Source organism: Agarivorans sp. QJM3NY_29 (assembly GCF_050870835.2).
In the GTDB taxonomy this organism is placed as follows: domain Bacteria; phylum Pseudomonadota; class Gammaproteobacteria; order Enterobacterales; family Celerinatantimonadaceae; genus Agarivorans.
The window spans coordinates 3504032-3526837 of the sequence record NZ_CP194036.2; the positions used below are offsets into that span (position 1 = coordinate 3504032).

The window sequence follows — 22806 nt, forward strand, 5'->3', positions numbered from 1 at the left end:
CTATTCTCTACCTATTATTCCACCATGGCTATCGCTTCTGCGATGTCCACCGCCACCAGACGCGATACGCCTGGCTCCTGCATTGTAACCCCAGCAAGTTGCGAGGCCTTCTCCATGGTCACTTTATTGTGACTTATAAATATAAACTGAACCGAATCGGACATACTATGCACTAAATCAGCAAAACGTCCCACATTTACTTCATCTAAGGGTGCATCCACTTCATCAAGCATACAAAACGGTGCCGGATTTAAGCGAAATATCGCAAATACTAAGGCTAATGCGGTAAGGGCCTTTTCCCCTCCCGATAATAAGCTAATGCTAGCATTTTTTTTCCCCGGAGGACGAGCCATAATCGTCACGCCAGTCTCCAGTAAATCGTCAGACGAAAGTTCTAACCAGGCTTTACCGCCACCAAACACTTTCGGGAACAATAGCTGTAAGTCCGCATCTACTTTAGCAAATGTTTCACTAAATTTAGAACGGGTTTGTCGATCAATTTTCATAATCGCAGCTCTCAAGACCTCAATCGCAGATTCTAAATCTAATAATTGGGCCGACAACTCTTGATAACGGCTATTCTGTTGATCATATTCTTCTTCGGCAGCTAAGTTTACCGCACCCAAACGTTTCAAACGTTGATCAAGCTGTGCTAATTCAGTGGCGTAGTCGTCTTCCAGACTCGCCTCGGGTAAAGACAACTCTAGGTGCTTAAGGTTCTCACCCTGTTCCGCTAACTGCTCCAATAGTAAGCTTCGCCTTGCCAATAAATTCTGCTGCTGAATACGTCGCTCGGTGCCGGCTTCGACGAGCTGTTTCAAGTTAAGCTGAGCCTGCTTGATACTTTGTTGTAACTGTTGTTGCTCTGCAATACTTTGTTGATACGCGCTGGCGGCAACGCTCTGCTGGTCTTCGATAACTAAGCTTTGCTCTAGCAATTGTTCGATTTGCTCCGCCAAAATTTCGAGTTGCTCACTAGATACTTCCGGTTGCGTCAACAGTTGCTCAGCCAACTCCTGCAACCGTTGCTGCTGATAGTGCTGCTGCTGTTGCTGATTCGCATATTGCGCCTGCTGCTTCTGGATAGCCAGTTGCAACTCATGCAGCCGAGTTTGTTGCTGCTGAGCATGATGACCAAGCTGCTTGACCGAGTCTGCGGCAGTATCATTTTGCTGTTGCAGTTGTGTCAGCTTAAACTGCGCTTCATCTAGCTCAGCTTGCTGCAACTCTAATTGCTCTTCTAACAGCAGTTGGCTTTCTTGATCTTGTTCTAATTGAACATTTAATTCATCAACTTGTTGGCTCAACTGTTGCTGTTGTTGCTGCGAAAACAACTGTTGCTGCTCTAATAAAGCAAAACGACTGCGACAATCGGCTTGCTCGGTGATTAAAGTATCTAAGGCGAACTGCTCATGTTGTTGCTGCTGTTGTAAGCGCTCAATATTTTGGCTTTGTTGCTTAAGTTGTTGTTCTAAGCGCTCATCTTGTTGTTTAATTTCCGCTAAACGCTGTTGCAGATGCTGCCGTTCCTGCTGCCAGCTAAGCACCGAAAGCTGCTGATGAGAAACCTTAAGGCGCTGCCAATATTTACCTAACCACTCTCCTTGTGGCGTAATCAAAGACTGATGAGGGCTTAAATACTCTCGAAGCTCAAACGCCTGGGTCAACGACTCCACCAGCAACACCGGTTCACACAGATAACTCAGCTCGACATTTTCTAAATGTTCGGCCAAGCTCGCTAAACCTTGTAATTGAGGCGCCCGAGGCAATTTTAAAGGCGCAGCAACCGCGCTTAAGGCCAAAGGATAATCTGAGTCAAGCTGTTCACACCATTCAGCTTGCAACCATCCAGCTAAAACCACATCCGCTGCCCGCTGCCAACCTTCACTCACCCCAAGAACATCCATTAGCGGACGCTTGGCCTTGCTATCAACCTGCGCCAACAATTTGTTAACCCCCTGCAAACGGGTCTGCTCCGCAGTATAAGTTAATTGAAGTTGTTGCTGTTGCAACTTGAGTTGCTCAAGTTCAGCTCGCTGCTGTTGTAAATCGTTGCTCACTTGAGTGAACTGCTGCTGCAATTGCTCCTGCTGGGCTTCCCCCTGTTGTAATTGTTGTTGCAGTAAAGCGATTTGCTCAACATCAACAGCAACTAAAGTTGATAATTGATGTTGTAGTTGCGAAATTTGCTGCTGATGACGTTGCTGCATCTGCTGGCAATGCCCCAACTGAGACTCGGTTTGCCGAAGCTGCTGTTGAACTTGCTGCTGCTGAGCGCTCGCTGAGCCTTGTTCAGCCTTTAGCTGACGATGCCGCTGCTCAGCGGCTTCCAGTTGCGGCATCATTTCCAGCATCAGCTGCTGTTGTAAGTCCATTTCAGCTTCAAGCTGTTGCAGGTTCAGCTGCTCCTGTACCCGCTGAGTTTCAAGTAAAGCTAAGTTTTGTTCGAGCGCTTGCTGCTGTTCAATATTCTGCTGCTGAGCTTGCTGACTCAGACTTTGCTGTTGCTTGGTATGCAGTTGCTGCTGCTCCAACTTCGCCAACTGTGTTCTCAGTTCGAAATGCTGCTGTTGCAAATTTTGTTGTAATTGTTGTTGTTCAGCGATTTGATTCGCTAGCAAGATTGATTGGTTTTCACATTGGCTAAGCAGATGCTCTTCGGCACGCTGTTTTTGCTCGGCATCAGCATGGTATTGCTCGCCACCATCAATACTATTGTCTAACTTCCGTAACTCCTGTAAGCATAACAAGGCCTTAAGCTCTCGATGACGAGCCCGGTATTGGCGATAACGTTTTGCTGCCTGTGCTTGCGTTTTAAGCTTATTCACCTGCTGGGCCAATTCCGACTCAATATCGCGTAAACGCAAAATATTTTCGTCAGTATGTTTAATCCGCAGCTCGGTTTCACGACGACGTTCTTTATATTTAGAGACACCCGCCGCTTCTTCGATAAATACCCGTAATTCCTGCGGTTTGGATTCAATGAGCCGACTAATCATGCCTTGTTCGATAATCGCATAACTACGCGGCCCTAAGCCCGTCCCCAAAAACAAATCGGTAATATCGCGCTTACGGCACTTGCTACCATTTAACTGGTAGTGATTCTGCCCATCTCGACTCACCTCCCGGCGAACCGCAATTTCAGCATAACTAGCAAACTCTCCACCGATCCGCCCTTGGCTATTATCAAAGATCAACTCTACCATCGCCTTCGACACCGCCGCCCGTTTGGTAGAACCATTAAAGATCACATCGGTCATCGCGCCACCACGCAGGTGGCGAGCGTTACTTTCACCCAGTACCCAACGCACCGCATCGATCACGTTAGATTTACCACAACCATTCGGCCCGACAATCGCGGTCATGTCGGTCGGGAAGGGAATTGTTGTTCGGTCAACAAAAGATTTAAATCCGGCTAGGCGAATTTGTTTCAAACGCATACACTAGTTTGCTTATCGATTTATATTATTAGCCGAGACTTTACCAGAGCGGCCAACGCTTTGTAATATGACGGCCTATAAACTATTCAAGGATCACAATAATGGCGCACACCTCGCTAGCTTCTCGTAGCGGTATTTCTTATATTGCCCAGGGTTTTCAGCTTATCAGTCAACCTGGACTAAGACTGTTTGTGATGATCCCACTACTCGCTAATATCATTTTATTTAGCGCGGCCTTTATTGTTTTATACCAACAACTCGGGGGCTGGGTTCAGCAAATCCTCGACTACCTCCCCAGCTGGCTGGATTGGCTAAGCTGGTTCATTTGGCCCAGTGCCATCGTTGCAATTATGCTGGTCTTTGGCTTTACCTTTAGCATCATCGGCAATTGGATAGCGGCACCATTTAACGGCTTACTGGCAGAGAAAGTTGAGCAACACCTCTGTGGTGAAAAAATTGCCGACACTTCACTGCTCGAATTAGTAAAAGACTTACCGCGAATTTTTTCGCGAGAATGGCAAAAATTATGGTATTGGTTACCTAAAGCGCTGGGCCTGCTACTATTGTTTTTAATTCCGGCAATCGGCCAAACCATCGCCCCCGTACTGTGGTTTCTATTTACCGCTTGGATGATGAGCATTCAATATATCGATTACCCCTTTGATAATCATCGAATTCCCTTCTCCACGATGCGCGACCAATTAAAACAACATCGCTTAAGAAACAGTGGCTTTGGTGCAATCGTGTTATTTTGTAGCACGCTACCGCTATTAAATCTTATTATTATGCCAGTCGCCGTGTGCGGTGCGACCGCAATTTGGGTCGACATCTACCGCAAACCATTGCTTAAACAAAAACAGCAACAATAATCAGCCGCGACTGAACTAAGCAACAGCTTGTGGTTCTTTATCTTGATAGCGAGCAGCAATATTTAAAAATTGCGACTCGCTTTGACAAAACGCTTCAACCACCGCTGGATCAAAATGTTTTCCCTTCCCCTCAAGAATGATTTGCTTAGCTTTTTCGTGAGTGAACGCAGGCTTATAGACTCGTTTACTAATCAAGGCATCATAAACATCAGCCAGGGCCATTAAGCGCGCACTCAAGGGGATCGCCGCCCCAGATAAACCTTGCGGGTAACCCGAGCCATCCCATTTTTCATGGTGAGATAAAGCGATTTGTTTTGCATATTGTAAAAATGCGGTGTCTTCACTAGGGAATTGCAGCTCAGCCGCAGCTAAAGCATTTGCTCCAATTTGTGGGTGCTGACGCATCGTATCCCACTGTTCTGTATCCAACTGACCTGGTTTCAATAAAATAGCATCCGGGATCCCAACCTTACCGATATCGTGCAGTGGCGCGGATTTATACATCAAATCGATGGTTTGATCGCTGAGTTGCTCGGCAAAATCAGGCTGTTCACGTAAAGCCTCAGCCAAGGCTTTCACATAATATTTTGTCCGTAGGATGTGTGCTCCGGTCTCGTTATCCCGAGTCTCAGCAAGGCTCGCGAGACTATGGATGGTGATATCTCGGGTTTGTTGCAAGGCCCGGGTGCTGTGTTGCAAACTACTAATCATGGCATTGGTTCGCTGGGCCATCAGTCCAAACTCATCATTACTACTAATCGTAACTTGGGTATCGAATTGTCCCAGCTGTACCTTCGCTAAGGTTTGATTCTCATTTTCCAATAACAGTTGTAAATTTTTCGAATAACTCATGATCACCCGCAACACATAGGACATCACCACCAACAACACAAAGGAGACCTCAATAACAATGTATCTTTGGGCCGTAGCCAATGGGTAACGTTCACTTCCTACATTCACTAACCAATCAAGATCCTTGTTAATCACTAAAAAAATCACCCCCGCCAATATAAGGGTGCTAATCGCCGCAAATGCAGAAAACTTCTGACTCACCGATAACGCTTTTTTATTTAAAGGTAGATGTAGCTGATGACGACTTAATTGCTTCGCAATATCCCATTCTTTCGCCAGCGCTAAATCACTAGCGACATAAAAACCAAGCGCCGTCAGGCCAAGTATAACTTTTAGGTGAGACTCCCAGGGCGGATCAAAAAAATAACTGTTATAGCCAACAATCATCAACGCAGCCAAAATAAAGAGTATAAAGTCCAACTTAAATTGAAGCCGCACTTGCCGCGCCAACTCTGAGTTTTCGATAAATTGCATCGCAATAATTCGAACGCTAGAGGTAACAATAAAACTAATGACAATCGGAAGTAACAACTGAAATACCGTTTGAGCTTCTAAAAAAGGGCATACTTGAATCCCATAAACAGCAAATAACAGCATCGCCAACAGCCAATGTTTAATCGCTAAGCCACTCACTCTATTCATACCAATTGTTCCTTAACTTAGCGCAATTAACGCTTTAGTCCCGCCTCCACTATAGCCTGCTTCAGTATGACTAGCTAAAAAAGCTAAACTCAAAATAGGCACTTTAATATCTTCAGTAAATGGATGCATCACGTCCCGCCAGTTAAACCTCGCACTTACAATATTGATAGGCTGCTGTTGGGGTTAAATCTATAGACCGACTATCGTAGAGAAAACTTTGCCCTTCAGACACTAAAACTCATATCAATTTATCTCTTAATTACATAACGTTATAAATAAACGTTACTTCACCTTACAAATAAGCACGCTATGCTAGTACTACGATTTATGTTGCTGAGTGCCATTGACCACTGATTGTAGCAACCGTCATTAGTCCATAAGGAAGTTTCAATGAGTAAAATTTATGAAGATAACTCGCTAACCATTGGCCGTACGCCATTAGTTCGTCTTAATCGAGTCAACAAAGGCAACATTCTTGCGAAGGTGGAAAGCCGCAACCCAAGCTTCAGTGTGAAGTGTCGTATTGGTGCCAACTTAGTTTGGGATGCAGAGAAAAAAGGTTTGCTTGGTCCTGGAAAAGAAATCATTGAACCCACCAGTGGTAATACCGGCATTGCTTTAGCCTTTGTGGCAGCCTCTCGTGGCTATCCAATTACACTAACGATGCCTAATACCATGAGCCTAGAACGTCGTAAATTGCTCAAAGCTTTAGGAGCAAATCTAGTCTTAACCGAAGGTGCTAAAGGCATGAAAGGGGCAATTACCAAGGCGGAAGAAATCCGCGATAGTAGCCCAGAAAAATACATTTTACTTGGCCAGTTTGACAATCCTGCCAACCCAGAAATTCATGAAAAAACCACGGGGCCTGAGATTTGGGAAGATACCGACGGCGAAGTTGATGTCATTGTCGCAGGCGTTGGTACTGGCGGAACCATCACCGGTGTGAGCCGCTACATCAAGCAACAACAAGGAAAAAGTATTACTTCCGTTGCGGTTGAACCCGTAGATTCTCCAGTGATCACTCAAGCCAAAGCGGGTGAAGAACTTACCCCTGGACCACACAAGATCCAAGGGATTGGCGCAGGCTTTATCCCTGGTAACCTTGACTTAGATTTAGTCGATCTGGTCGAACAAGTGAGCAATGAAGATGCGATTGCGATGGCTCAGCGCTTAATGGAGGAAGAAGGTATTCTTGCAGGGATCTCTTCTGGTGCAGCAGTGGTCGCAGCGAACCGGATTGCTGAAAAAGCAGAGTACGCGGATAAAACCATCGTCGTGATATTACCTAGCTCTGGCGAACGCTACTTATCAAGTGCATTATTTGCAGATACATTTACTGAACAAGAAAACGTTCAATAAATAAATCAATAGCTCTATAGCTCTATAGCTCTATATTAAGACGACGAATTTTCAGTCGTCTTTTTTTTGGTCAAACAGCTTTATTCTCAAAGAAAATTAACTCTCTGGTCTTGTGCTATAATTTTGCAAAAACTATACTCCCCCGCGCCAAATGTTAGCGTTTTCAATGTATCGTTTTGTAACAGAGGTATCAAAACGGATACATTGTTTACGTCGATAAATTAATATAAGTAATTAAAAATCAATAACTTAAATTGAATTTAACGATGTAATATTAAGTAACAGTGTACAACTAAGCCTAAAAACTTGACATAGATTAAACTTCGACGTCATTTTTTACGTTATTTTTTGGCGGAAATATTTTACTTATAAACGTCTAAGCTTAACTGAATATTTAGACAACAAAACAAAATTAAGGAATGTATGTATGTTTGAGAAAAGTGTTGTAATTACCGCAGAGAATGGCCTTCATACTCGTCCCGCCGCTCAATTTGTTAAAGAAGCCAAAGCATTCGCAAGTGATATCACTGTTGAAAGTAACGGCAAATCGGCCAGTGCCAAAAGCCTATTTAAGTTACAAACCTTAGGCTTAACCAAAGGCACTAGTGTCGTTATCCGCGCTGAAGGCGCAGATGAAACCGCAGCAGTTACAAAATTAGTCGCGCTAATGGATGAACTAGAATAATACGGTCGCTTTTTATCCATTAACGAGTTTCAACTAAATAGGTGTAGGTTATGATTTCAGGTATTCTGGCGTCTCCAGGAATTTCATTTGGTAAAGTACTGCTACTTGCAGAGCAAGAAGTAGTGATTAACCAAGCTCATATCGAAGCAGCGCAAGTAGAAAACGAAATTCAACGTTTTTTCGATGCACGTAATGCAACGTCTGCTCAACTCGAAGAAATTAAAATAATGGCAGGCAAGACTTTCGGCGAAGAAAAAGAAGCCATCTTCGAAGGTCACATCATGCTATTAGAAGATGAAGAGCTTGAAGAAGAAATTCTAGCCTGCATCAAAGACAACTTAGTGACTGCAGACAAAGCGGCTCATACTATTATTGAGCAAAATGCCCAAATGCTAGCTGAGTTAGATGACCCCTATTTAAAAGAGCGAGCCACCGATTTTCGCGATATCGGCTCGCGCTTAGTTAAAAATATTCTAGGCATTGAGATCATTTCACTTAGCACTATTACTGAAGAAGTCGTGTTAGTTGCGAATGATCTTACCCCCTCAGAAACTGCACAAATCAACTTAGATAAAGTGCTCGGTTTTGTAACCGATATCGGCGGTAGAACTTCACATACTTCAATTATGGCGCGTTCTTTAGAGCTCCCGGCGATCGTTGGCACCAATGACATCACTCAACGCGTAAGCAATGGCGATATCATCGCTCTAGACGCAATTAACAATGAAGTGATAATCAACCCAAGTGCAGAACAGTTAGCCGTTTATCGCCAACGTCAACAAACTTACTTAGACGAAAAACTAGAACTAGCCAAACTGAAAGACTTACCTGCTGTGTCTCTAGATGGTCATCAAGTCGAAGTCTGCGCCAACATTGGTACGATTAAAGATGTTGATGGCGCTCACCGCAATGGTGCAGAGGGTGTGGGTCTTTACCGTACTGAATTCCTATTTATGGACCGCGATCAACTGCCAACAGAAGATGAGCAGTTTGAAGCGTATAAAGCAGTCGTTGAATCGATGCAAGGTCACCCAGTGATTATCCGTACCATGGATATCGGCGGTGATAAAGATTTGCCTTATTTAGACCTTCCTAAAGAAATGAATCCTTTCTTGGGTTGGCGTGCAATCCGTATTTTCTTTGATCGTGAAGAAATCATGCATGCTCAGCTGCGCGCTTTGCTCCGAGCGTCAGCCTTCGGTAAAGTTCGCATCATGTTCCCGATGATTATTGCGGTCGAAGAAATCCGCAAGTTAAAATCAGTATTAGAGAGCCTAAAAGCGGATCTACGAGCGAACGATATCGCCTTTGATGAAGACGTTGAAATTGGCGTAATGGTGGAAACACCTGCCGCCGCTGCAATTGCACATCATTTAATTAAAGAAGTTGACTTCTTTAGTATTGGAACTAATGATTTAACCCAGTACACTTTAGCAGTTGATCGTGGTAACGAATTGATTTCAGCATTATATAACCCAATGTCACCTGCGGTATTAACCCTCATTAAGCAAGTGATAGATGCCTCACATGCGGAAGGTAAGTGGACGGGTATGTGTGGTGAATTAGCCGGTGATGAGTCAGCAACCTTATTACTAATGGGTATGGGCCTTGATGAATTCTCAATGAGTTCCATTTCTATACCTCGGATCAAAAAACTAATCCGTAATTCGAATTATGCTGAAGTGAAGAAATTAGCCGATCAAGCTCTTTCGTTACCAACAGCGGCAGAAATTGAAACGTTAGTTGATACTTTTGTTAAACAAAATACCATCTGTTAAGATAGCAGTAATAAACATAAGAATTCAGGAGCTCTATAATGGGTCTATTCGACAAATTCAAAAAAATGGTTTCAGATGACAGTGCAACTAAAAGCGGTATTGATATTATCGCCCCACTATCTGGCGAAATTGTTCCAATTGAAGAAGTGCCAGATGTGGTGTTTGCCGAGAAAATCGTAGGTGACGGAATTGCCATTAAACCGAGCGGTAACAAAATGGTTGCCCCTTGCGACGGCACCATTGGTAAGATCTTTGAGACTAACCATGCGTTTTCTCTAGAATCAACCGACGGCATCGAGTTATTTGTTCACTTTGGTATTGATACTGTTGAGTTAAAAGGCGAAGGCTTTACCCGCATCGCTTCCGAAGGCCAAGAAGTAAAACAAGGTGATGTGATCATCGAATTCGATCTGGCGGTATTGGAAGAAAAAGCTAAATCAACCCTAACTCCTGTCGTCATTTCAAATATGGATGAAATTAAAGAGCTAGTTAAGATGTCTGGCCCTGTCACCATTAGCGAAACACCAGTATTACGCATCATCAAATAATACTGAATGACTCTCTAAAACCACGCTATATGCGTGGTTTTTTTTGTCCCCAATTTACCCATGAGCAATACCATTGCTCTAAGTTGTCACTCTGTTTAAGAATAAATCAATACCATAAAGCGTAAATCCCCAATGAGCTTTCAGCCCAGCTCTGGTATTCTTAGCAAAAATATAACAGGAAACTTACATGTCTATAAGCAAGATTGTCATGTTTGGCATACCCAACTGCGACACCATTAAAAAAGCCCGTCGTTGGCTCAATGAACACAACTTAGAATTTACTTTCCATGATTATCGTAAAGATGGTTTGGATAGTCAGCAACTGCAGGCATGGGCTCAACAACTCGGTTGGCAAGCTTTACTCAATAAACGTGGCACCACCTTTCGTCAACTCAGTGATCAACAAAAGGCGAATTTAGATGAAGATACCGCACTTGCACTGTTAGAACAGTATCCTGCGATGATCAAACGGCCATTGTTACAAATCGATCAGCAATTTACACTTGGCTTTAAAGCCGAGCTTTACCAACAACTCTTTTTTCCGGAAAGCTAAATTCAATGTCAGACAGCCCAGTTTTAAAACTCGCAAAAGATCTCATCAGCCGCCCTTCGGTTACACCAGAAGACTGTGATTGCCAAAAACTCATGGCCCAACACCTCAGCGACGTCGGTTTTGCTATCGAAGAGATGATATTTGAGGATACCACTAACATGTGGGCCCGTAAGGGGCAACAAGCCCCCTTATTTTGTTTTGCCGGTCATACCGATGTGGTCCCACCGGGCCCAGCAGAACAGTGGCATACGCCCCCTTTTGAGCCGACAGTGATCGACGGAGTACTACACGGCCGTGGCGCCGCAGATATGAAAGGTTCATTGGCCGCAATGGTTATTGCAACCGAACGCTTTGTCGCAGCGCACCCTAATCATCAAGGATCGATTGCCTTCCTTATCACCTCAGACGAAGAAGGCCCATTCATTAATGGTACCACTCGTGTCGTTGATACCCTCATTGCCCGCAATGAGCTAATTGATATGTGTCTGGTAGGCGAACCCTCTTCGACGCATCATGTAGGTGATGTCGTTAAAAATGGTCGACGAGGCTCACTCACTGGCGATCTTCATGTACACGGAATGCAAGGCCATGTCGCCTACCCTCATTTAGCGAAAAACCCTATCCATGAAGTTGCACCAGCTCTGGCCGAGCTAGCCGCCATGCACTGGGACAATGGAAATCAGTTTTTCCCACCAACCAGCTTTCAAATCGCGAATATCCACGGCGGCACTGGCGCGTCGAATGTCATTCCTGGCGAATTACAGGTTCAATTTAACTTCCGCTACTCCACCGAAGTCACCGATCAACAGCTGGTTCAGCGGGTGCATAATATATTTGACAGTCATGGCTTAGATTACCAACTCGACTGGACCTACAATGGCCAACCTTTCTTAACCGAAGAAGGTGATTTTTTAAATTCGGTGAGCCAAGCGGTCACCAAGGTCACCAAAAAAGCCCCTGAGCTACTGACCACAGGCGGCACGTCAGATGGACGTTTTATTGCCAAAATGGGCACCCAAGTAGTTGAATTAGGTCCCATAAATGCAACGATTCATAAAGTGAACGAATCTGTTAAAGTTGCTGACTTAGAGCAGCTCGCTGACATGTACTTTGAACTATTAGTGAACGTATTAGGACCCAAATGAACACATCCAATCACCAGGCAGGCCTATATGGACTAAACCAACAAGGTTTAGTTAACAGTGCTGATTTTGCTTGGATACATCCGGGTGTGTTAGAGGATTTACGCGGCTTAGCAAGCGCGGCCACGCAAGCTGGTTTCCAGCTTGCTGTATATAGTGGCTATCGCGACTTCCATCGCCAAAGCCTCATCTGGAACCATAAATGGCAGGGCTTACGCCCCATATTAGATCAACACAGCCATCCCATCAGCCTAGCTGAGCTAAGTGATGAACAAAAAATGCATGCCATTTTACGCTGGTCGGCCCTGCCAGGCACCAGTCGCCACCACTGGGGAACCGACTTCGATCTCTATGATCCCCAGTTACTCCCCGCCGGCAGCTCGCTAGCACTGATTCCTCAAGAATATGCAGCAGGGGGCTGCCAACATTCCTTTGCTTGCTGGTTAGAACAACATGCAAAATCTTATGGCTTCTTTTTTCCTTATCAGCGCTTTCAGGGCGGGGTCGAATTTGAACCTTGGCATCTGAGCCACTTAGCCTGCAGCCAAATCAAGCTAAGTGGACTCGAAACCGACACACTCCTAAGCCACTTACGTGAAGCACAAGTGGCAGGGTTCACCACCATCGAGCAACATATTGAGCAAATATTTGAGCAATATGTTCGTAATATATGTTTACCGGAGAGCTAATGCCAAGCGTCTATTCAACCCTATTCTTCAGTTTAATTAGTTGCGCTAGTCTAGCCTTTCTACTACTCATGCTCGTACTTTACAAAGGCCAACTGTGCCCCGGTCAAACAGGCCGTATTCAGCGTCAATTAGGCACCCTTGTCAGTCTCATCACCCTCGCGGCTTTGTCTAGCATAGAAAGCCAACAAAGTAGCTGGCTAAGCGCTCTGATCCTAGTCGCTGCATTTGCGGGCTGGGCCTTGCTATTTCAACTAAATAAACTGAAGCATAAACGCAGCCTCAAACTCAAGTTATGGTGGTTCATGGGGATTCCAATGCTGGCAGCAGGGCTCGTCGTATTAAATCAACAGCCGCTATTTTTATTTACATACCTAGTCTGTGCAACTGCTTTGGCGCACTGGTTAATGGTGAAAGCCAAGCACCGTTTAAGTCAGTTTGACAAAGTACTACCTTGCTTAGGTATCGTCAGTGCCATGTTAAGCATACTCTGTTTATGCGTCTATTTGCTGGCGATGCCCCAACTGAGCCAAGATCCTCAACAAATAAAACAATTCGTTATTGTCGCCATACTATTAACCTTAGCGGTTTTGCTTTGGTTAGCCCCTCAATTTAAAAAACAATCTCCCCCCGCCAGCTTACTACTCGTTGTGGTTGTACTAAGCTTTACTTCAAGTCTTGCAATGCAAGGCCTAGCGACCTAGCGGCTAAGGAGATGCCATGAGTAGCGGATACGTGATCCTTATCATTGTCTTAGTATTAGGTTTTATTATCGGAAATTTAATGATGTTAAGGCATATAGGAAAATTTAATATTAGCGCTGAGTTGCGTAAAACTATTGAGCAAAACAATCTTAGGGCCGACCAGCAAGCGCAGGATGAAAAACAATAGTTAGCCGCTCCTCGATCAAGTATTTGCTCATATCAAACTGGATGAAAATAACGATTCCCTGTACATGCCTTGAAGCCCTTCAAGGTTCTCATGTCGCCTATTTCGCAGGCCGCTTCCCCGATTGCTGCCATCAGTAATTTCGATTGGCAATAATCGCTTTCTCATCAGCTTAAATTCAAGCCTAAAGCTCTGTTAACTGAATCTTTAAATACCATTCGTCGCAAGGCGCTAAGACTAAAAAGGCCCCATTTGGGGCCTTTTATTTGAAACATTCACAAGAACTAGTGCGATAAGCTATTCGTCGTATCCAGTCCCATTTTCATCAAAATCGCCAAATAAGGATACAACTTGCTCACTTCCCTAGGTTTAAGCACCTTACCCTCATCATCTGCTAAGGTGATTTGGGTAATATTATCATTAGAGCCAACAGTGAAAATATAATCTTTCTCTTCAAACTGCATCCCGGATAAACCATGTTTTTCCAAGAGCTCACTATCTGGACGCTTATAGGTAAGATACAAGCTACCCGAAGTCTCGATATAATCGGTAATCGTAAAACCAGCGATCGGCAGAACCATACGCAAACGCTTCATGGTTTTATCCATATTAGCCCGTGCCTTGTAGTAAGCCGTTCCACCATCATTAACCAATAACAAACTAACCGAAGGATCGTTTAAGCGTGCTTTTTCTGCCGCACTCATGCTAGCCAAACGCGCTTGTTCACGTTTCTCTGCCAACTGCGCTTCCAACTCTTCTCGACGATCATTCACATAGCCAATTAATCGGTTTAGCTCAATAATCTCTAAACGTCGTCGATCAAAACTATCCAGATCAACGACCACATCATTATCATTTCGGTATAGCTCTGCATCCACTAATTTAACTGTTAAACCAACGGTTCTTCCATGAGGCTTAACCTGTAGCTGATAACTAAATTTCTGCCGTTGCTCCACAGCCTTATCGCTGATGAAAAACCAGCCACTGTCGACCATTTCTCGGTCCACTAACCAATTTGACTCAACAATCCGCTGCTGTTCGTCTAAACGTGCAATCGATGACTGACGAAAACCAATATAGTCTCGAATCAGGTTTAGTACCGTTTGGCTGGTTTCTTCGGCAGATTGCGCGAGCAAGATATCAAACCAAAAAATTAAACCTGCATCGCTACTCTCTGTTCGGCTTCCCGCGATCAACGGAATCACCTGCATCGGTGACCGCACATCAACTCGTGATCCGAGTATCGGCTCACCTTTAGGCTGGGCATTGAGGATCACAAAATCTTTGCTTTGCTGTGGTGGAGAGACACCTTCAGGAATAAACAAAGGCTCGATCTGAGTCGCCTTCAAATAATCAAAATTACGCTCAGCTTGACGTAACTGCTCACCACCGCTTGAACACGCCACCAAGCTAGTCACGAGAGTCGCTGATAACACGATTTTTATCGCTGAAAAAGAAACTAGTTGCATATTCCACTACATCAACAAACTAATAATTTGACTGGTATTTGTCTTCGACAGGCGAAAACAATCCAGAGTAAGGGCGCTATACTACTTAGCCACTTTCATAAACACAAGATGAAAACTATCAGTGTTTGATAGAAACGGTGCATTTACAGCCCGCTATTTTTTTATCCGCTAGAAATCCCTTGTTTAAGCAAGTATCCTGAACTCATCTATCTAGCGATACAAACAAAATAGAATATGAGCCAATACCTTGTAGTCACCGCGGTGGGTACCAACCGCCCCGGCATCGTAAATCAACTTACTCAACTAGTATCAACTTGCGGTTGCAACATCGTGGATAGCCGAATGGCACTATTTGGCTCTGAATTTACCCTTATTATGTTAGTCTCGGGCACACATAATGCGATCATTCAAATCGAAACTCGACTGCCGGTCACCGCACAAGAATTACAGCTATTAAGTGTCTTAAAAAAAACTTCACGACATGAACGGATCAACTATTCACATGCGGCCATACTGCAGCTAACGTTGCCCGATGCCACTGGGGTAATTAGTCAAGTAACTCAGTTTATTAGCGATCATGATATGAATATGGTGAGCTTGAAGTCCAATCTATTTAGCCAGGCAGAAGTAGAAATGTTACACGCTTCTTTCGAGGTCAAGCTGAATCAGCAACACCAAACAGAAATCATTGAACAGCAATTTGCCAAACTTTGCCAAACACTCGGTAGTCACGATTTTAGCCTACAGTTTTTATCTAATGAAGCGAGACAAAAGGAATCAGCAATGAATACGCTTACCGCCGGCAATGCCGCACCACAATTCGATTTAGCCAACCAAGATGAAAAGCGGATCAAGCTCAGTGATTACGCAGGAAAAAAGGTGTTGGTGTATTTTTACCCTAAAGCCTTAACACCCGGTTGTACCACTCAAGCTTGTGGCTTAAGAGACAGTATTCAGCAATTATCCGATGCCAATACCGTGGTTTTTGGCATAAGCCCTGACCCAGTGAAACGTTTACCGAAGTTTATTGAAAAACACCAATTGAATTTTGATCTCTTGTCTGATGAAGATCATCAAGTTGCCGAACAGTTTGGTGTCTGGGGACTGAAGAAATTCATGGGAAAAGAATACGACGGCATCCACCGCATTAGCTTCTTGATCGACGAGCAAGGTATCATCGAACATGTATTTGACAAATTTAAAACCAAAGAGCACCACCAAGTTGTACTCGACTATTTAGCAGGCTAGTCAGATAAGACTCGCGTATATGGATTTTTGCCGACCCATTTAGGCTTTCGTCACCGCGAGTCATATTGATACCCAGCTAACTCATTATCTGTTGATCTTGCTGGCTTAAATCACCGCCTACAGCCTGATGTATCTTGTAATTAAAGCTTTCAGTCAAAGTTGTTTATCAATGCAGCGTTGCTCATGATTCATAGCGACTACATTTGATATGTTCAGCAATCCCTAAATCAAGCATAAACGATCACAGCAGCACCAGGAGAGAACGACCGCCGCTAGGATGAAGGCTGATCAACTTCAGCTTTTTCGGCATGTGGCCAAGCATTCATCACTGCTTTGACGAGAGTTGCTAACGGAATAGCAAAAAATACTCCCCAAAATCCCCACAGACCGCCAAACACTAATACCGCAACAATTATCGCTAAGGGATGCAAGTTAACGGCCTCTGAGAATAAAATCGGCACTAACACATTGCCATCTAATAGTTGAATGATGCCATAACCCAGAATCAAGTAGCCAAACTGAGGACTCACTCCCCATTGAAATAAACCGACCATCGCCACTGGTAAGGTAACCGCAAAAGCTCCGATAAATGGAATTAACACCGACAAACCAACTAAGACACTGAGCAAAGCTGAATACCGTAAATCCATTAGCGCAAATACAATATAACTCACACCGCCAACCACCAATATTTCAATGGCTTTACCACGAATATAATTAATCACCTGACCATTCATTTCCATCCAAACTTGTGCGAGCAAACGACGGTCATTCGGGAGAAAACGAGTCACGCTTCGCATTAACACTTGTTTATCACTCAACATAAAAAATACCATCAAAGGCACTAATACGCTGTACACCATCACAGTGGCCAGGTTGATGATCGATGAGACGGAAGATTGAAGTAACTGCTCACCGACCCCCATCAGACGGGTTCTGACATTATCCACGACAGCCTGCACTAATGCCCCATCAATAAACTCTGGATAACGCTCAGGAAGCGACTCCAACCAACGTTGACTGCTATTCAGCATCACCGGATACTCGGTCAACAGATTCATCCCTTGTCCCCAGACCGTCGGAAGCACACGTAATACAATAAAGGTCGCAATCAGAAAAAATACCAGTAGAACCAGCGACGTTGCGATCCCACGGCGAAAACCATGACTTGCTAAAAAACTCACCGGCCAATCTAATAAGTAAGCCAATACCAAGGCGATTAATAAAGGGGCGAGTAAATTACCAAAAAAGTAAAGCATGACAAAACCGATGACAAACACCAAGGCCATTGCCACAGCTTCCGGATCTGAAAACATCCGGTTATACCAAAGAGATATGACTTTAAACATAGTTACTGCGTTAATCCTTAAGCATATGAACGGTGATTGTGACACAAAACTGCTGGGAATTTTGCTCGATTTTAACCTCATGGCCTAAACCTTGAAAATACTTAGGAATATCCCGACATGACCCCGGATCGGCCAGCCATAACTTTAACTGCTCCCCCTGCTGCGCTTGCTTTAACCACAATTTACTTTGCAGCAGAGGAATTGGACAAATTTGATCTTCAAAGTTAAGACAACGCATGCATCTTACCCATAGCAACAATGAAATGATCATAGTTTATCATCAAGAATGGCATTTATAGCTTTTGAATAACAAACAAAATCAGAGTATTCTCGCCGATAAGAAAAATAGATAGTGGAAACTAATGATCCGTCTTTTGCAGCTTATTTTTGTCGGTATATTGTTTGTATATACGCCCTTCATATCTGCCAATAACCAATTGCCTGAAATAGGTACGGCTGGGGCGTCGGCATTATCCATCGACAAAGAGGTTATTTACGGCAAAGCCTACATGCGACTGATTCGAGCAAGTCACCGCATGACCAATGATCCTGTACTCTCAGAATATGTCAGCGAACTCGGAAATCACTTAGTCGCCAAAGCGGAGCAAGTTCGCACACCATTTCATTTTTTCTTAGTGACCGACAATGAAATCAACGCGGCTGCCTTTCTCGGCGGTTATGTGAAGATCCACACCGGCTTATTTCTATATGCCAATACCGAGAGTGAATTTGCCTCGGTGATTGCCCACGAGATCGCCCACGTTACCCAACGACATATTGCGCGTAGTATCGAAAACCAAGCCGCTGCGCAAAACCTAACCCTCGCAGGTATGTTAGGTTCAGTGCTATTAGGGATCGCGAATCCAGTTGCAGGTATAGCAGCGCTGCAGGCGTCGATGGCAGCCAACATCCAAAATTCGATTAACTATACTCGGGCAAACGAATTTGAAGCCGACCGTATCGGTTTACAAACCCTCGTCAGAGCGGGTTACGACCCCGCTGGCATGGGTAGCTTTTTCGGTAAACTTGCCGAAAAATATCGTTATGCTAGCAAACCACCACAAATGCTCATTACCCACCCCTTACCAGAAACTAGGGTGAGTGAGGCGCGTGCCAGAGCTAATCAATACCCACAGCACTTTATTGCGCCCTCATTAGCATTCCAGTTTGCCAAAGCCCGGATCATCGTCCGTCATGGTACTTTAGACGCTAAAGCCGCCTTAGACTATTATCAACAACAACTGCAACGTAAAGAATATCGTATCAAAGACGCGGCCTTATATGGTAAAGCACTTGCCCTATTTGGCTTAGGCCAATATCCGGAGTCTAAAACTATCATTGATGAGCTCGCCAAACGTCATCCCGATAACTTATTTATGATCGATACCCTGAGTGATATTGACCTCGCTCAACAACACTTCGAATCAGCGATTGCTCGTCTACAGAGTGCTCAATCTCGTTACCCCGATAATCAAGTCATCATATTAAATTTATCTCACGCCTATAGTGAAAAAGGCGAATTTACCAAGGCCGCTAAGCTGCTCGACCGTTATTTACGCCATCACCCAGATGATAGTTTGGCCTGGGGGGAGCTTAGCCGAGCACAAGGGCGGCTAAATAATTTACTGGAAAGCCATATCGCTCAAGCCGAGTATTTATCATTACATTCAGATTATCGACGTGCCATTGATGAATTGCATAGTGCCTATAACTTAACGAAAAATCAGCTCGAGCTGGCACGGATTGAGGCGAGAATCAAACAGTTTGAAGCTGCTGAAAAACAATTAGAAGAACTGAACTAATCTGAGGTTTAAGGAAATACCATGTCTGAAATAAAAATACTGCATAACCCGCGTTGCTCGAAGAGCCGCCAAACACTACAACTGCTTCGCGACCAAGGCATTGAGCCAGAAATTATCTTGTACTTAGAGACGCCTCCCAGCGAACAGCAACTAGACCTTATTTTAAACATGCTGAGCATTGAGCCTCGCCAATTGATGCGTACTAAAGACGAGCTATATAAACAACTTAACTTAGCAGACGAGTCTCTCAATAGAGCACAATTGATTGCCGCAATGCACGCCAACCCTAAATTGATTGAACGCCCCATCGTCATCAATCAACAGCAGGCACGGATCGGTCGACCTCCTCAACAGGTATTAGAGATTGTCTAGATTCACCAGTCCACAACTGCTATTACTGGCCAAAACCAGTTACCTTGGTCTACTCGCCTGGGTCTGTTTATGGCACCTATGGTTGTCACCGCCAGTAGACATCAGTATCGGTTTAATGCTGCTATTCTGGGTACTTCCCCTACTTTTCCCCTTAAGAGGGATTTTGGCTGGCAAACCCTACACCTATGCCTGGAGCTGCTTTGTATTGCTGTTATATGTGTTGCACAGCACCACACTTTTAGCCACCTCAAACAACGAACGCGGCATGGCTGCTGTCGAGTTGCTATTGGTACTCACCGCCTTTATTTCTAGCCTTAGCTACGCCAAACAACGCGGCAAAGAACTTGGTATCGGTTTAAAGAAACTCAAAGATAAATCACCCGATTGATCAATGAGGCCCATGGCAAGTGATGTGATAGGTGGCTTACCTATACTCGATAAAAAGTTCGGGAATAATGGTAGCAAATGTAGGCCGAAAGGAGGAGTAGCTAGATAAAATCCAGCCTATCTTGAGCAAGCAAAACCATAATTCACAAACCACGAATAGCAACTCCCCCCGATTTAAGCATTATTCGCCAGTTGGGGAGCGTGTATCGCAAGTAACACATAAGTTTTAATAGATTGGAAAGCCAAGCAATCTTGATTGTGCTTGGCTTTTACGACTCAGAAATCAAGACGTTGAATATGCGTGATCCCTACATGACCTTGTAAGTCACTAAACATATGAACCATGGCAGGGTAAGGTTGTGCACCAGGATAAACAACTTCAGCATTACAGAAAAATGCATAATTACAACCTGCAACCACCTGAGTCGCAACCACCAAAGGTTTATAACTCACACCAACAAACCCTTCCATCCCATGCACAAATACTTGGTTATCTTCGTCTGATAGTTCATGAAAAGGACTCCAACCACCCGCGAGTTGATTAGCCATATCAGTTTCCTTTTTCTTAAGTACTCGTTATTGAGTAAATTACCTATAGTTAATTTTATGGTTTGTGCAAATATTCTAACAAAAGACACTACAAATCAGCTGCTGACAGACACACGACCAGAAGAGCAAACCAGACATGGCTCATTCACTATTAGCATTCGGTCATATGGCGTAAATTATCTGGCAGCATTTGCTACAGAACTGCGTATTACCGAAAAAATGGAAATCAATGGGTAGCAAAAGCTAGAGAAATTGGGATTTGTTCAATGTAGTGACTTGAACGCCCGTCCCATAGCTCTAAGAAACGGTTGCTCTCGAAGACGCTTGATTCACGCGATTTGAAATAAAAGTTTCCTCAAAGCTTAAGCGAATTAAGCCACACAGAAGCCCTCTATCTGCTAAATGTCGAGAATTTCCTTCACAAAAGGAACTGTAAGTTTGCGTTGCGCGGTGATCGAAGCTTGATCTAATACATCAAGTTTCTTCAATAAGGTCGGCATGTCTCTCGACAAACGTTTAAGTAAAAAACGAGCTACCTCTAAGGGCATTTTCAAACCGCGTAATTCAGCACGTAACTGCAAGGCGCTCAGTTTCTGCTCATCATCAAGCTCATGCAGTTTATAAGTGACCCCCCAATTTAAACGGGATTGCAGATCAGCTAAAGCAAAAGAGAGTTGTGGCGCAGGTGCATTAGCGGTCACAATTAGCCGAGTCGTTGAGGCTAACTCTTTACGACGATTGTAAAAATCGAAAATTGCTTCTTCCCATGCCTGAATACCGACAATGGCATCGATATTATCTAAACACACCAAAGCCATGGTTTCCAAACCTTCAAGCATTTGCGGTGACATCGCTGCATGTAAATCTAGCGGCAAATAAGCGCTTGCGGCCCCCATATCAGCCATCTCAGTACAACTGGCATGCAGCAGGTGGGTTCGACCAGAGCCTTCCGCGCCCCACAAATACAACATTCTCTCCCCCTTATCTAAGGCAAGATTACGTAAGGCACTCAACAACTGCTGATTATCTCCCGGGTAAAAACTCACCAAGGTTTCATCATCAGGTAAATGCACAGGAAGTGATAATTGTGGGGAAAAACTCAAAGTAACAAATCAAAGCCGATACAAAACTTGCGTCATTGTATCAGCTAGGCCTTAAGATTAGAAATTTTTGCTATTGGAAATAGTATAGCTTATCGCGAATATCATCGGCTTGTAGGCGCGGGGAGATATCTAGGGACGATTTTAAATCCTGCCAAGGACTTAATAACTGAACCCGAAAAGTAAAGGTATCATGGTTAACTTGTTCCAGAGTGACACTTGCCACACTAGGCTGCTGATTCAAAAAACGTTCTAAATCCACATATTTATTCATGCCGGTAATATTAGCAAAGCTGAGTACGATAGCTTCATCGGTGCTTTCACCCAACGCCACCCCAAAACGCTCCGCCAAGCTAGCGCTTACCGCGTCCATGGCCGCGGCAGCGACTTCCTCAAGAGGTGCTTGCACCTGACCGCTGGCTAACTGAACTTGGTTAGCACTATCGAGTAAACGCCACTGTATCTGCCAATTCTGTCCTTGTGGATATTGGCGAAAGCTCAAGATGAGAGGCGTATTATATCGAGCACTAGCGGTGTATAGAGGGCCATCGAAGCCCCCCCAAACATCATTGACGCTAAGAGCCATACTATCGCTCAAATCCATCACTGGTAGGCGGATCGGTAAGGCTAATAACTGCGCCTGCTGTCGCCCATGCACAAACCAACTTTGCTCAGCACTATCGGCCATCAATTGGCGATTGAAATTTTGCTCAGACGCATACCACAATAGAATATCAGGCCGTTGCTTCCCCCAAAGACGTAGCTGGGCTTGGGTCAATAATTGATTCACTTTGGCTTCGTTAAATAGCACAGATATGTGCTGTTCAGCAAAACTAAACTGCTGAATATATGGAGTTATATTCTTCTTAGCCTTCACCACCAAGGGATTGGAATGACTCGCCGAATCCCCCGTTAAACGCCGTAATAATAATTCAAAAGCTTGCTGTTGATCTTGCTTATTATCGCCACTGGCGACAGCTTCAACCCGGTATAAGTCGTTTTGTTGGGACGCTTCAACCGGCAAAAATACCAAGGCCAAACTCAATACCAACCAGCACTGTTTTATCACTACGTTCTCCCAGAGAAAC

The 22806-nt window shown here is 44.3% G+C and carries 22 protein-coding genes and 1 pseudogene; 15 read left to right on the plus strand and 8 right to left on the minus strand.

Annotation, left to right across the window (positions count from 1 at the left end):
- Positions 1 to 14: 14 nt before the first annotated feature.
- A complete protein-coding gene (smc, locus tag ACRRS0_RS15950; RefSeq protein WP_432452224.1) occupies positions 15 to 3440 on the minus strand; it encodes a chromosome segregation protein SMC in 3426 nt (1141 codons plus the stop codon).
- 101 nt (positions 3441 to 3541) lie between these two features.
- Between smc and cysZ the strand changes: the two genes are divergently transcribed.
- Positions 3542 to 4309 carry a sulfate transporter CysZ gene (gene cysZ, locus ACRRS0_RS15955; protein ID WP_432452223.1) on the plus strand — a complete coding sequence of 256 codons (768 nt, stop codon included), beginning with the start codon at positions 3542 to 3544 and terminating at the stop codon, positions 4307 to 4309.
- A gap of 15 nt (positions 4310 to 4324) precedes the next feature.
- On the opposite strand, the gene ACRRS0_RS15960 is transcribed toward cysZ, so the two are convergent.
- Positions 4325 to 5803 carry an HD domain-containing phosphohydrolase gene (locus ACRRS0_RS15960; protein WP_432452222.1) on the minus strand — a complete coding sequence of 493 codons (1479 nt, stop codon included), beginning with the start codon at positions 5801 to 5803 and terminating at the stop codon, positions 4325 to 4327.
- Positions 5804 to 6193: 390 nt separating this feature from the next.
- Between ACRRS0_RS15960 and cysK the strand changes: the two genes are divergently transcribed.
- The 9 genes from cysK to ACRRS0_RS16005 all read left to right on the plus strand — a co-directional run bounded on the left by cysK (position 6194) and on the right by ACRRS0_RS16005 (position 13445).
- A complete protein-coding gene (cysK, locus tag ACRRS0_RS15965) occupies positions 6194 to 7162 on the plus strand; it encodes a cysteine synthase A (protein ID WP_432452221.1) in 969 nt (322 codons plus the stop codon).
- Between the two features lie 427 nt (positions 7163 to 7589).
- Positions 7590 to 7847, plus strand: a complete 258-nt coding sequence (locus ACRRS0_RS15970) for an HPr family phosphocarrier protein (RefSeq protein ID WP_432452220.1) — start codon at positions 7590 to 7592, stop codon at positions 7845 to 7847.
- 50 nt (positions 7848 to 7897) lie between these two features.
- Entirely contained in the window at positions 7898 to 9625 is a 1728-nt protein-coding gene (gene ptsI / locus ACRRS0_RS15975) for a phosphoenolpyruvate-protein phosphotransferase PtsI (protein ID WP_432452219.1), read from the plus strand.
- A 38-nt stretch (positions 9626 to 9663) separates the two neighbouring features.
- Complete coding sequence (gene crr / locus ACRRS0_RS15980; RefSeq protein ID WP_432452218.1) at positions 9664 to 10173, plus strand: PTS glucose transporter subunit IIA; 510 nt, start codon at positions 9664 to 9666, stop codon at positions 10171 to 10173.
- Between the two features lie 187 nt (positions 10174 to 10360).
- Entirely contained in the window at positions 10361 to 10726 is a 366-nt protein-coding gene (locus ACRRS0_RS15985) for an ArsC family reductase (protein WP_432452217.1), read from the plus strand.
- A gap of 5 nt (positions 10727 to 10731) precedes the next feature.
- On the plus strand, positions 10732 to 11871 hold the full coding sequence (gene dapE, locus ACRRS0_RS15990) for a succinyl-diaminopimelate desuccinylase (RefSeq protein ID WP_432452216.1): 1140 nt from the start codon (positions 10732 to 10734) through the stop codon (positions 11869 to 11871).
- Positions 11868 to 12557: a M15 family metallopeptidase gene (locus ACRRS0_RS15995; protein ID WP_432452215.1), complete on the plus strand. Its 690-nt coding sequence runs from the start codon at positions 11868 to 11870 to the stop codon at positions 12555 to 12557. Before dapE ends, ACRRS0_RS15995 begins: the two co-directional genes overlap by 4 nt.
- Positions 12557 to 13258 carry a hypothetical protein gene (locus ACRRS0_RS16000; RefSeq protein WP_432452214.1) on the plus strand — a complete coding sequence of 234 codons (702 nt, stop codon included), beginning with the start codon at positions 12557 to 12559 and terminating at the stop codon, positions 13256 to 13258. Before ACRRS0_RS15995 ends, ACRRS0_RS16000 begins: the two co-directional genes overlap by 1 nt.
- A 16-nt stretch (positions 13259 to 13274) precedes the next feature.
- Complete coding sequence (locus ACRRS0_RS16005; protein WP_432452213.1) at positions 13275 to 13445, plus strand: DUF2897 family protein; 171 nt, start codon at positions 13275 to 13277, stop codon at positions 13443 to 13445.
- A 281-nt stretch (positions 13446 to 13726) separates the two neighbouring features.
- Here ACRRS0_RS16005 and bamC read toward each other — a convergent pair whose 3' ends face one another.
- Positions 13727 to 14911: an outer membrane protein assembly factor BamC gene (gene bamC / locus ACRRS0_RS16010; RefSeq protein WP_432452212.1), complete on the minus strand. Its 1185-nt coding sequence runs from the start codon at positions 14909 to 14911 to the stop codon at positions 13727 to 13729.
- A gap of 234 nt (positions 14912 to 15145) precedes the next feature.
- Here bamC and ACRRS0_RS16015 point away from each other — a divergent pair.
- Together ACRRS0_RS16015 and bcp are read left to right on the plus strand one after the other, a co-directional pair.
- Positions 15146 to 15307: pseudogene (locus tag ACRRS0_RS16015) on the plus strand (glycine cleavage system protein R); the annotation flags it as partial.
- Between the two features lie 387 nt (positions 15308 to 15694).
- Positions 15695 to 16159: a thioredoxin-dependent thiol peroxidase gene (gene bcp / locus ACRRS0_RS16020; RefSeq protein ID WP_432456155.1), complete on the plus strand. Its 465-nt coding sequence runs from the start codon at positions 15695 to 15697 to the stop codon at positions 16157 to 16159.
- A gap of 272 nt (positions 16160 to 16431) precedes the next feature.
- Here the strand turns inward: bcp and ACRRS0_RS16025 are convergent, their stop codons facing one another.
- Complete coding sequence (locus ACRRS0_RS16025; RefSeq protein ID WP_432452211.1) at positions 16432 to 17508, minus strand: AI-2E family transporter; 1077 nt, start codon at positions 17506 to 17508, stop codon at positions 16432 to 16434.
- Between the two features lie 10 nt (positions 17509 to 17518).
- Positions 17519 to 17746, minus strand: coding sequence for a sulfurtransferase TusA family protein (locus ACRRS0_RS16030; RefSeq protein ID WP_432452210.1), 228 nt, complete (start codon positions 17744 to 17746; stop codon positions 17519 to 17521).
- 124 nt (positions 17747 to 17870) lie between these two features.
- Here ACRRS0_RS16030 and ACRRS0_RS16035 point away from each other — a divergent pair, with 124 nt between their 5' ends.
- Genes ACRRS0_RS16035 through ACRRS0_RS16045 form a run of 3 tightly spaced genes read left to right on the plus strand, consistent with a single transcriptional unit; the run spans position 17871 to position 20070 of the window.
- Positions 17871 to 19310, plus strand: a complete 1440-nt coding sequence (locus ACRRS0_RS16035; protein WP_432452209.1) for a M48 family metalloprotease — start codon at positions 17871 to 17873, stop codon at positions 19308 to 19310.
- Positions 19311 to 19331: 21 nt separating this feature from the next.
- The gene (arsC, locus tag ACRRS0_RS16040) at positions 19332 to 19682 is read left to right on the plus strand and encodes an arsenate reductase (glutaredoxin) (protein WP_432452208.1); all 351 of its coding nucleotides are present in this window, start codon (positions 19332 to 19334) and stop codon (positions 19680 to 19682) included.
- On the plus strand, positions 19675 to 20070 hold the full coding sequence (locus tag ACRRS0_RS16045) for a DUF2069 domain-containing protein (protein WP_432452207.1): 396 nt from the start codon (positions 19675 to 19677) through the stop codon (positions 20068 to 20070). Before arsC ends, ACRRS0_RS16045 begins: the two co-directional genes overlap by 8 nt.
- 275 nt (positions 20071 to 20345) lie before the next feature.
- On the opposite strand, the gene ACRRS0_RS16050 is transcribed toward ACRRS0_RS16045, so the two are convergent.
- The 3 genes from ACRRS0_RS16050 to ACRRS0_RS16060 form a co-directional block, all read right to left on the minus strand.
- A complete protein-coding gene (locus tag ACRRS0_RS16050) occupies positions 20346 to 20618 on the minus strand; it encodes a hypothetical protein (protein ID WP_432452206.1) in 273 nt (90 codons plus the stop codon).
- Positions 20619 to 21016: 398 nt separating this feature from the next.
- Positions 21017 to 21721, minus strand: coding sequence for a DnaA inactivator Hda (gene hda / locus ACRRS0_RS16055; RefSeq protein WP_432452205.1), 705 nt, complete (start codon positions 21719 to 21721; stop codon positions 21017 to 21019).
- A gap of 70 nt (positions 21722 to 21791) precedes the next feature.
- Complete coding sequence (locus ACRRS0_RS16060; protein WP_432452204.1) at positions 21792 to 22787, minus strand: DUF2066 domain-containing protein; 996 nt, start codon at positions 22785 to 22787, stop codon at positions 21792 to 21794.
- Positions 22788 to 22806: the final 19 nt, after the last annotated feature.

What these genes read in the sequence shown, in the direction of transcription:
- crr (WP_432452218.1), top strand. Translation starts at nt 9,664, where the DNA reads ATGGGTCTATTCGACAAATTCAAAAAAATGGTTTCAGATGACAGTGCA.
- ACRRS0_RS16030 (WP_432452210.1), bottom strand. Translation starts at nt 17,746, where the DNA reads ATGCGTTGTCTTAACTTTGAAGATCAAATTTGTCCAATTCCTCTGCTG.
- bcp (WP_432456155.1), top strand. Translation starts at nt 15,695, where the DNA reads ATGAATACGCTTACCGCCGGCAATGCCGCACCACAATTCGATTTAGCC.
- ACRRS0_RS15960 (WP_432452222.1), bottom strand. Translation starts at nt 5,803, where the DNA reads ATGAATAGAGTGAGTGGCTTAGCGATTAAACATTGGCTGTTGGCGATG.
- ptsI (WP_432452219.1), top strand. Translation starts at nt 7,898, where the DNA reads ATGATTTCAGGTATTCTGGCGTCTCCAGGAATTTCATTTGGTAAAGTA.
- ACRRS0_RS15985 (WP_432452217.1), top strand. Translation starts at nt 10,361, where the DNA reads ATGTCTATAAGCAAGATTGTCATGTTTGGCATACCCAACTGCGACACC.
- ACRRS0_RS16050 (WP_432452206.1), bottom strand. Translation starts at nt 20,618, where the DNA reads ATGGCTAATCAACTCGCGGGTGGTTGGAGTCCTTTTCATGAACTATCA.
- dapE (WP_432452216.1), top strand. Translation starts at nt 10,732, where the DNA reads ATGTCAGACAGCCCAGTTTTAAAACTCGCAAAAGATCTCATCAGCCGC.
- arsC (WP_432452208.1), top strand. Translation starts at nt 19,332, where the DNA reads ATGTCTGAAATAAAAATACTGCATAACCCGCGTTGCTCGAAGAGCCGC.
- cysZ (WP_432452223.1), top strand. Translation starts at nt 3,542, where the DNA reads ATGGCGCACACCTCGCTAGCTTCTCGTAGCGGTATTTCTTATATTGCC.
- ACRRS0_RS16005 (WP_432452213.1), top strand. Translation starts at nt 13,275, where the DNA reads ATGAGTAGCGGATACGTGATCCTTATCATTGTCTTAGTATTAGGTTTT.
- smc (WP_432452224.1), bottom strand. Translation starts at nt 3,440, where the DNA reads ATGCGTTTGAAACAAATTCGCCTAGCCGGATTTAAATCTTTTGTTGAC.
- bamC (WP_432452212.1), bottom strand. Translation starts at nt 14,911, where the DNA reads ATGCAACTAGTTTCTTTTTCAGCGATAAAAATCGTGTTATCAGCGACT.
- ACRRS0_RS15995 (WP_432452215.1), top strand. Translation starts at nt 11,868, where the DNA reads ATGAACACATCCAATCACCAGGCAGGCCTATATGGACTAAACCAACAA.
- ACRRS0_RS16025 (WP_432452211.1), bottom strand. Translation starts at nt 17,508, where the DNA reads ATGTTTAAAGTCATATCTCTTTGGTATAACCGGATGTTTTCAGATCCG.
- cysK (WP_432452221.1), top strand. Translation starts at nt 6,194, where the DNA reads ATGAGTAAAATTTATGAAGATAACTCGCTAACCATTGGCCGTACGCCA.
- ACRRS0_RS16000 (WP_432452214.1), top strand. Translation starts at nt 12,557, where the DNA reads ATGCCAAGCGTCTATTCAACCCTATTCTTCAGTTTAATTAGTTGCGCT.
- ACRRS0_RS15970 (WP_432452220.1), top strand. Translation starts at nt 7,590, where the DNA reads ATGTTTGAGAAAAGTGTTGTAATTACCGCAGAGAATGGCCTTCATACT.
- ACRRS0_RS16035 (WP_432452209.1), top strand. Translation starts at nt 17,871, where the DNA reads ATGATCCGTCTTTTGCAGCTTATTTTTGTCGGTATATTGTTTGTATAT.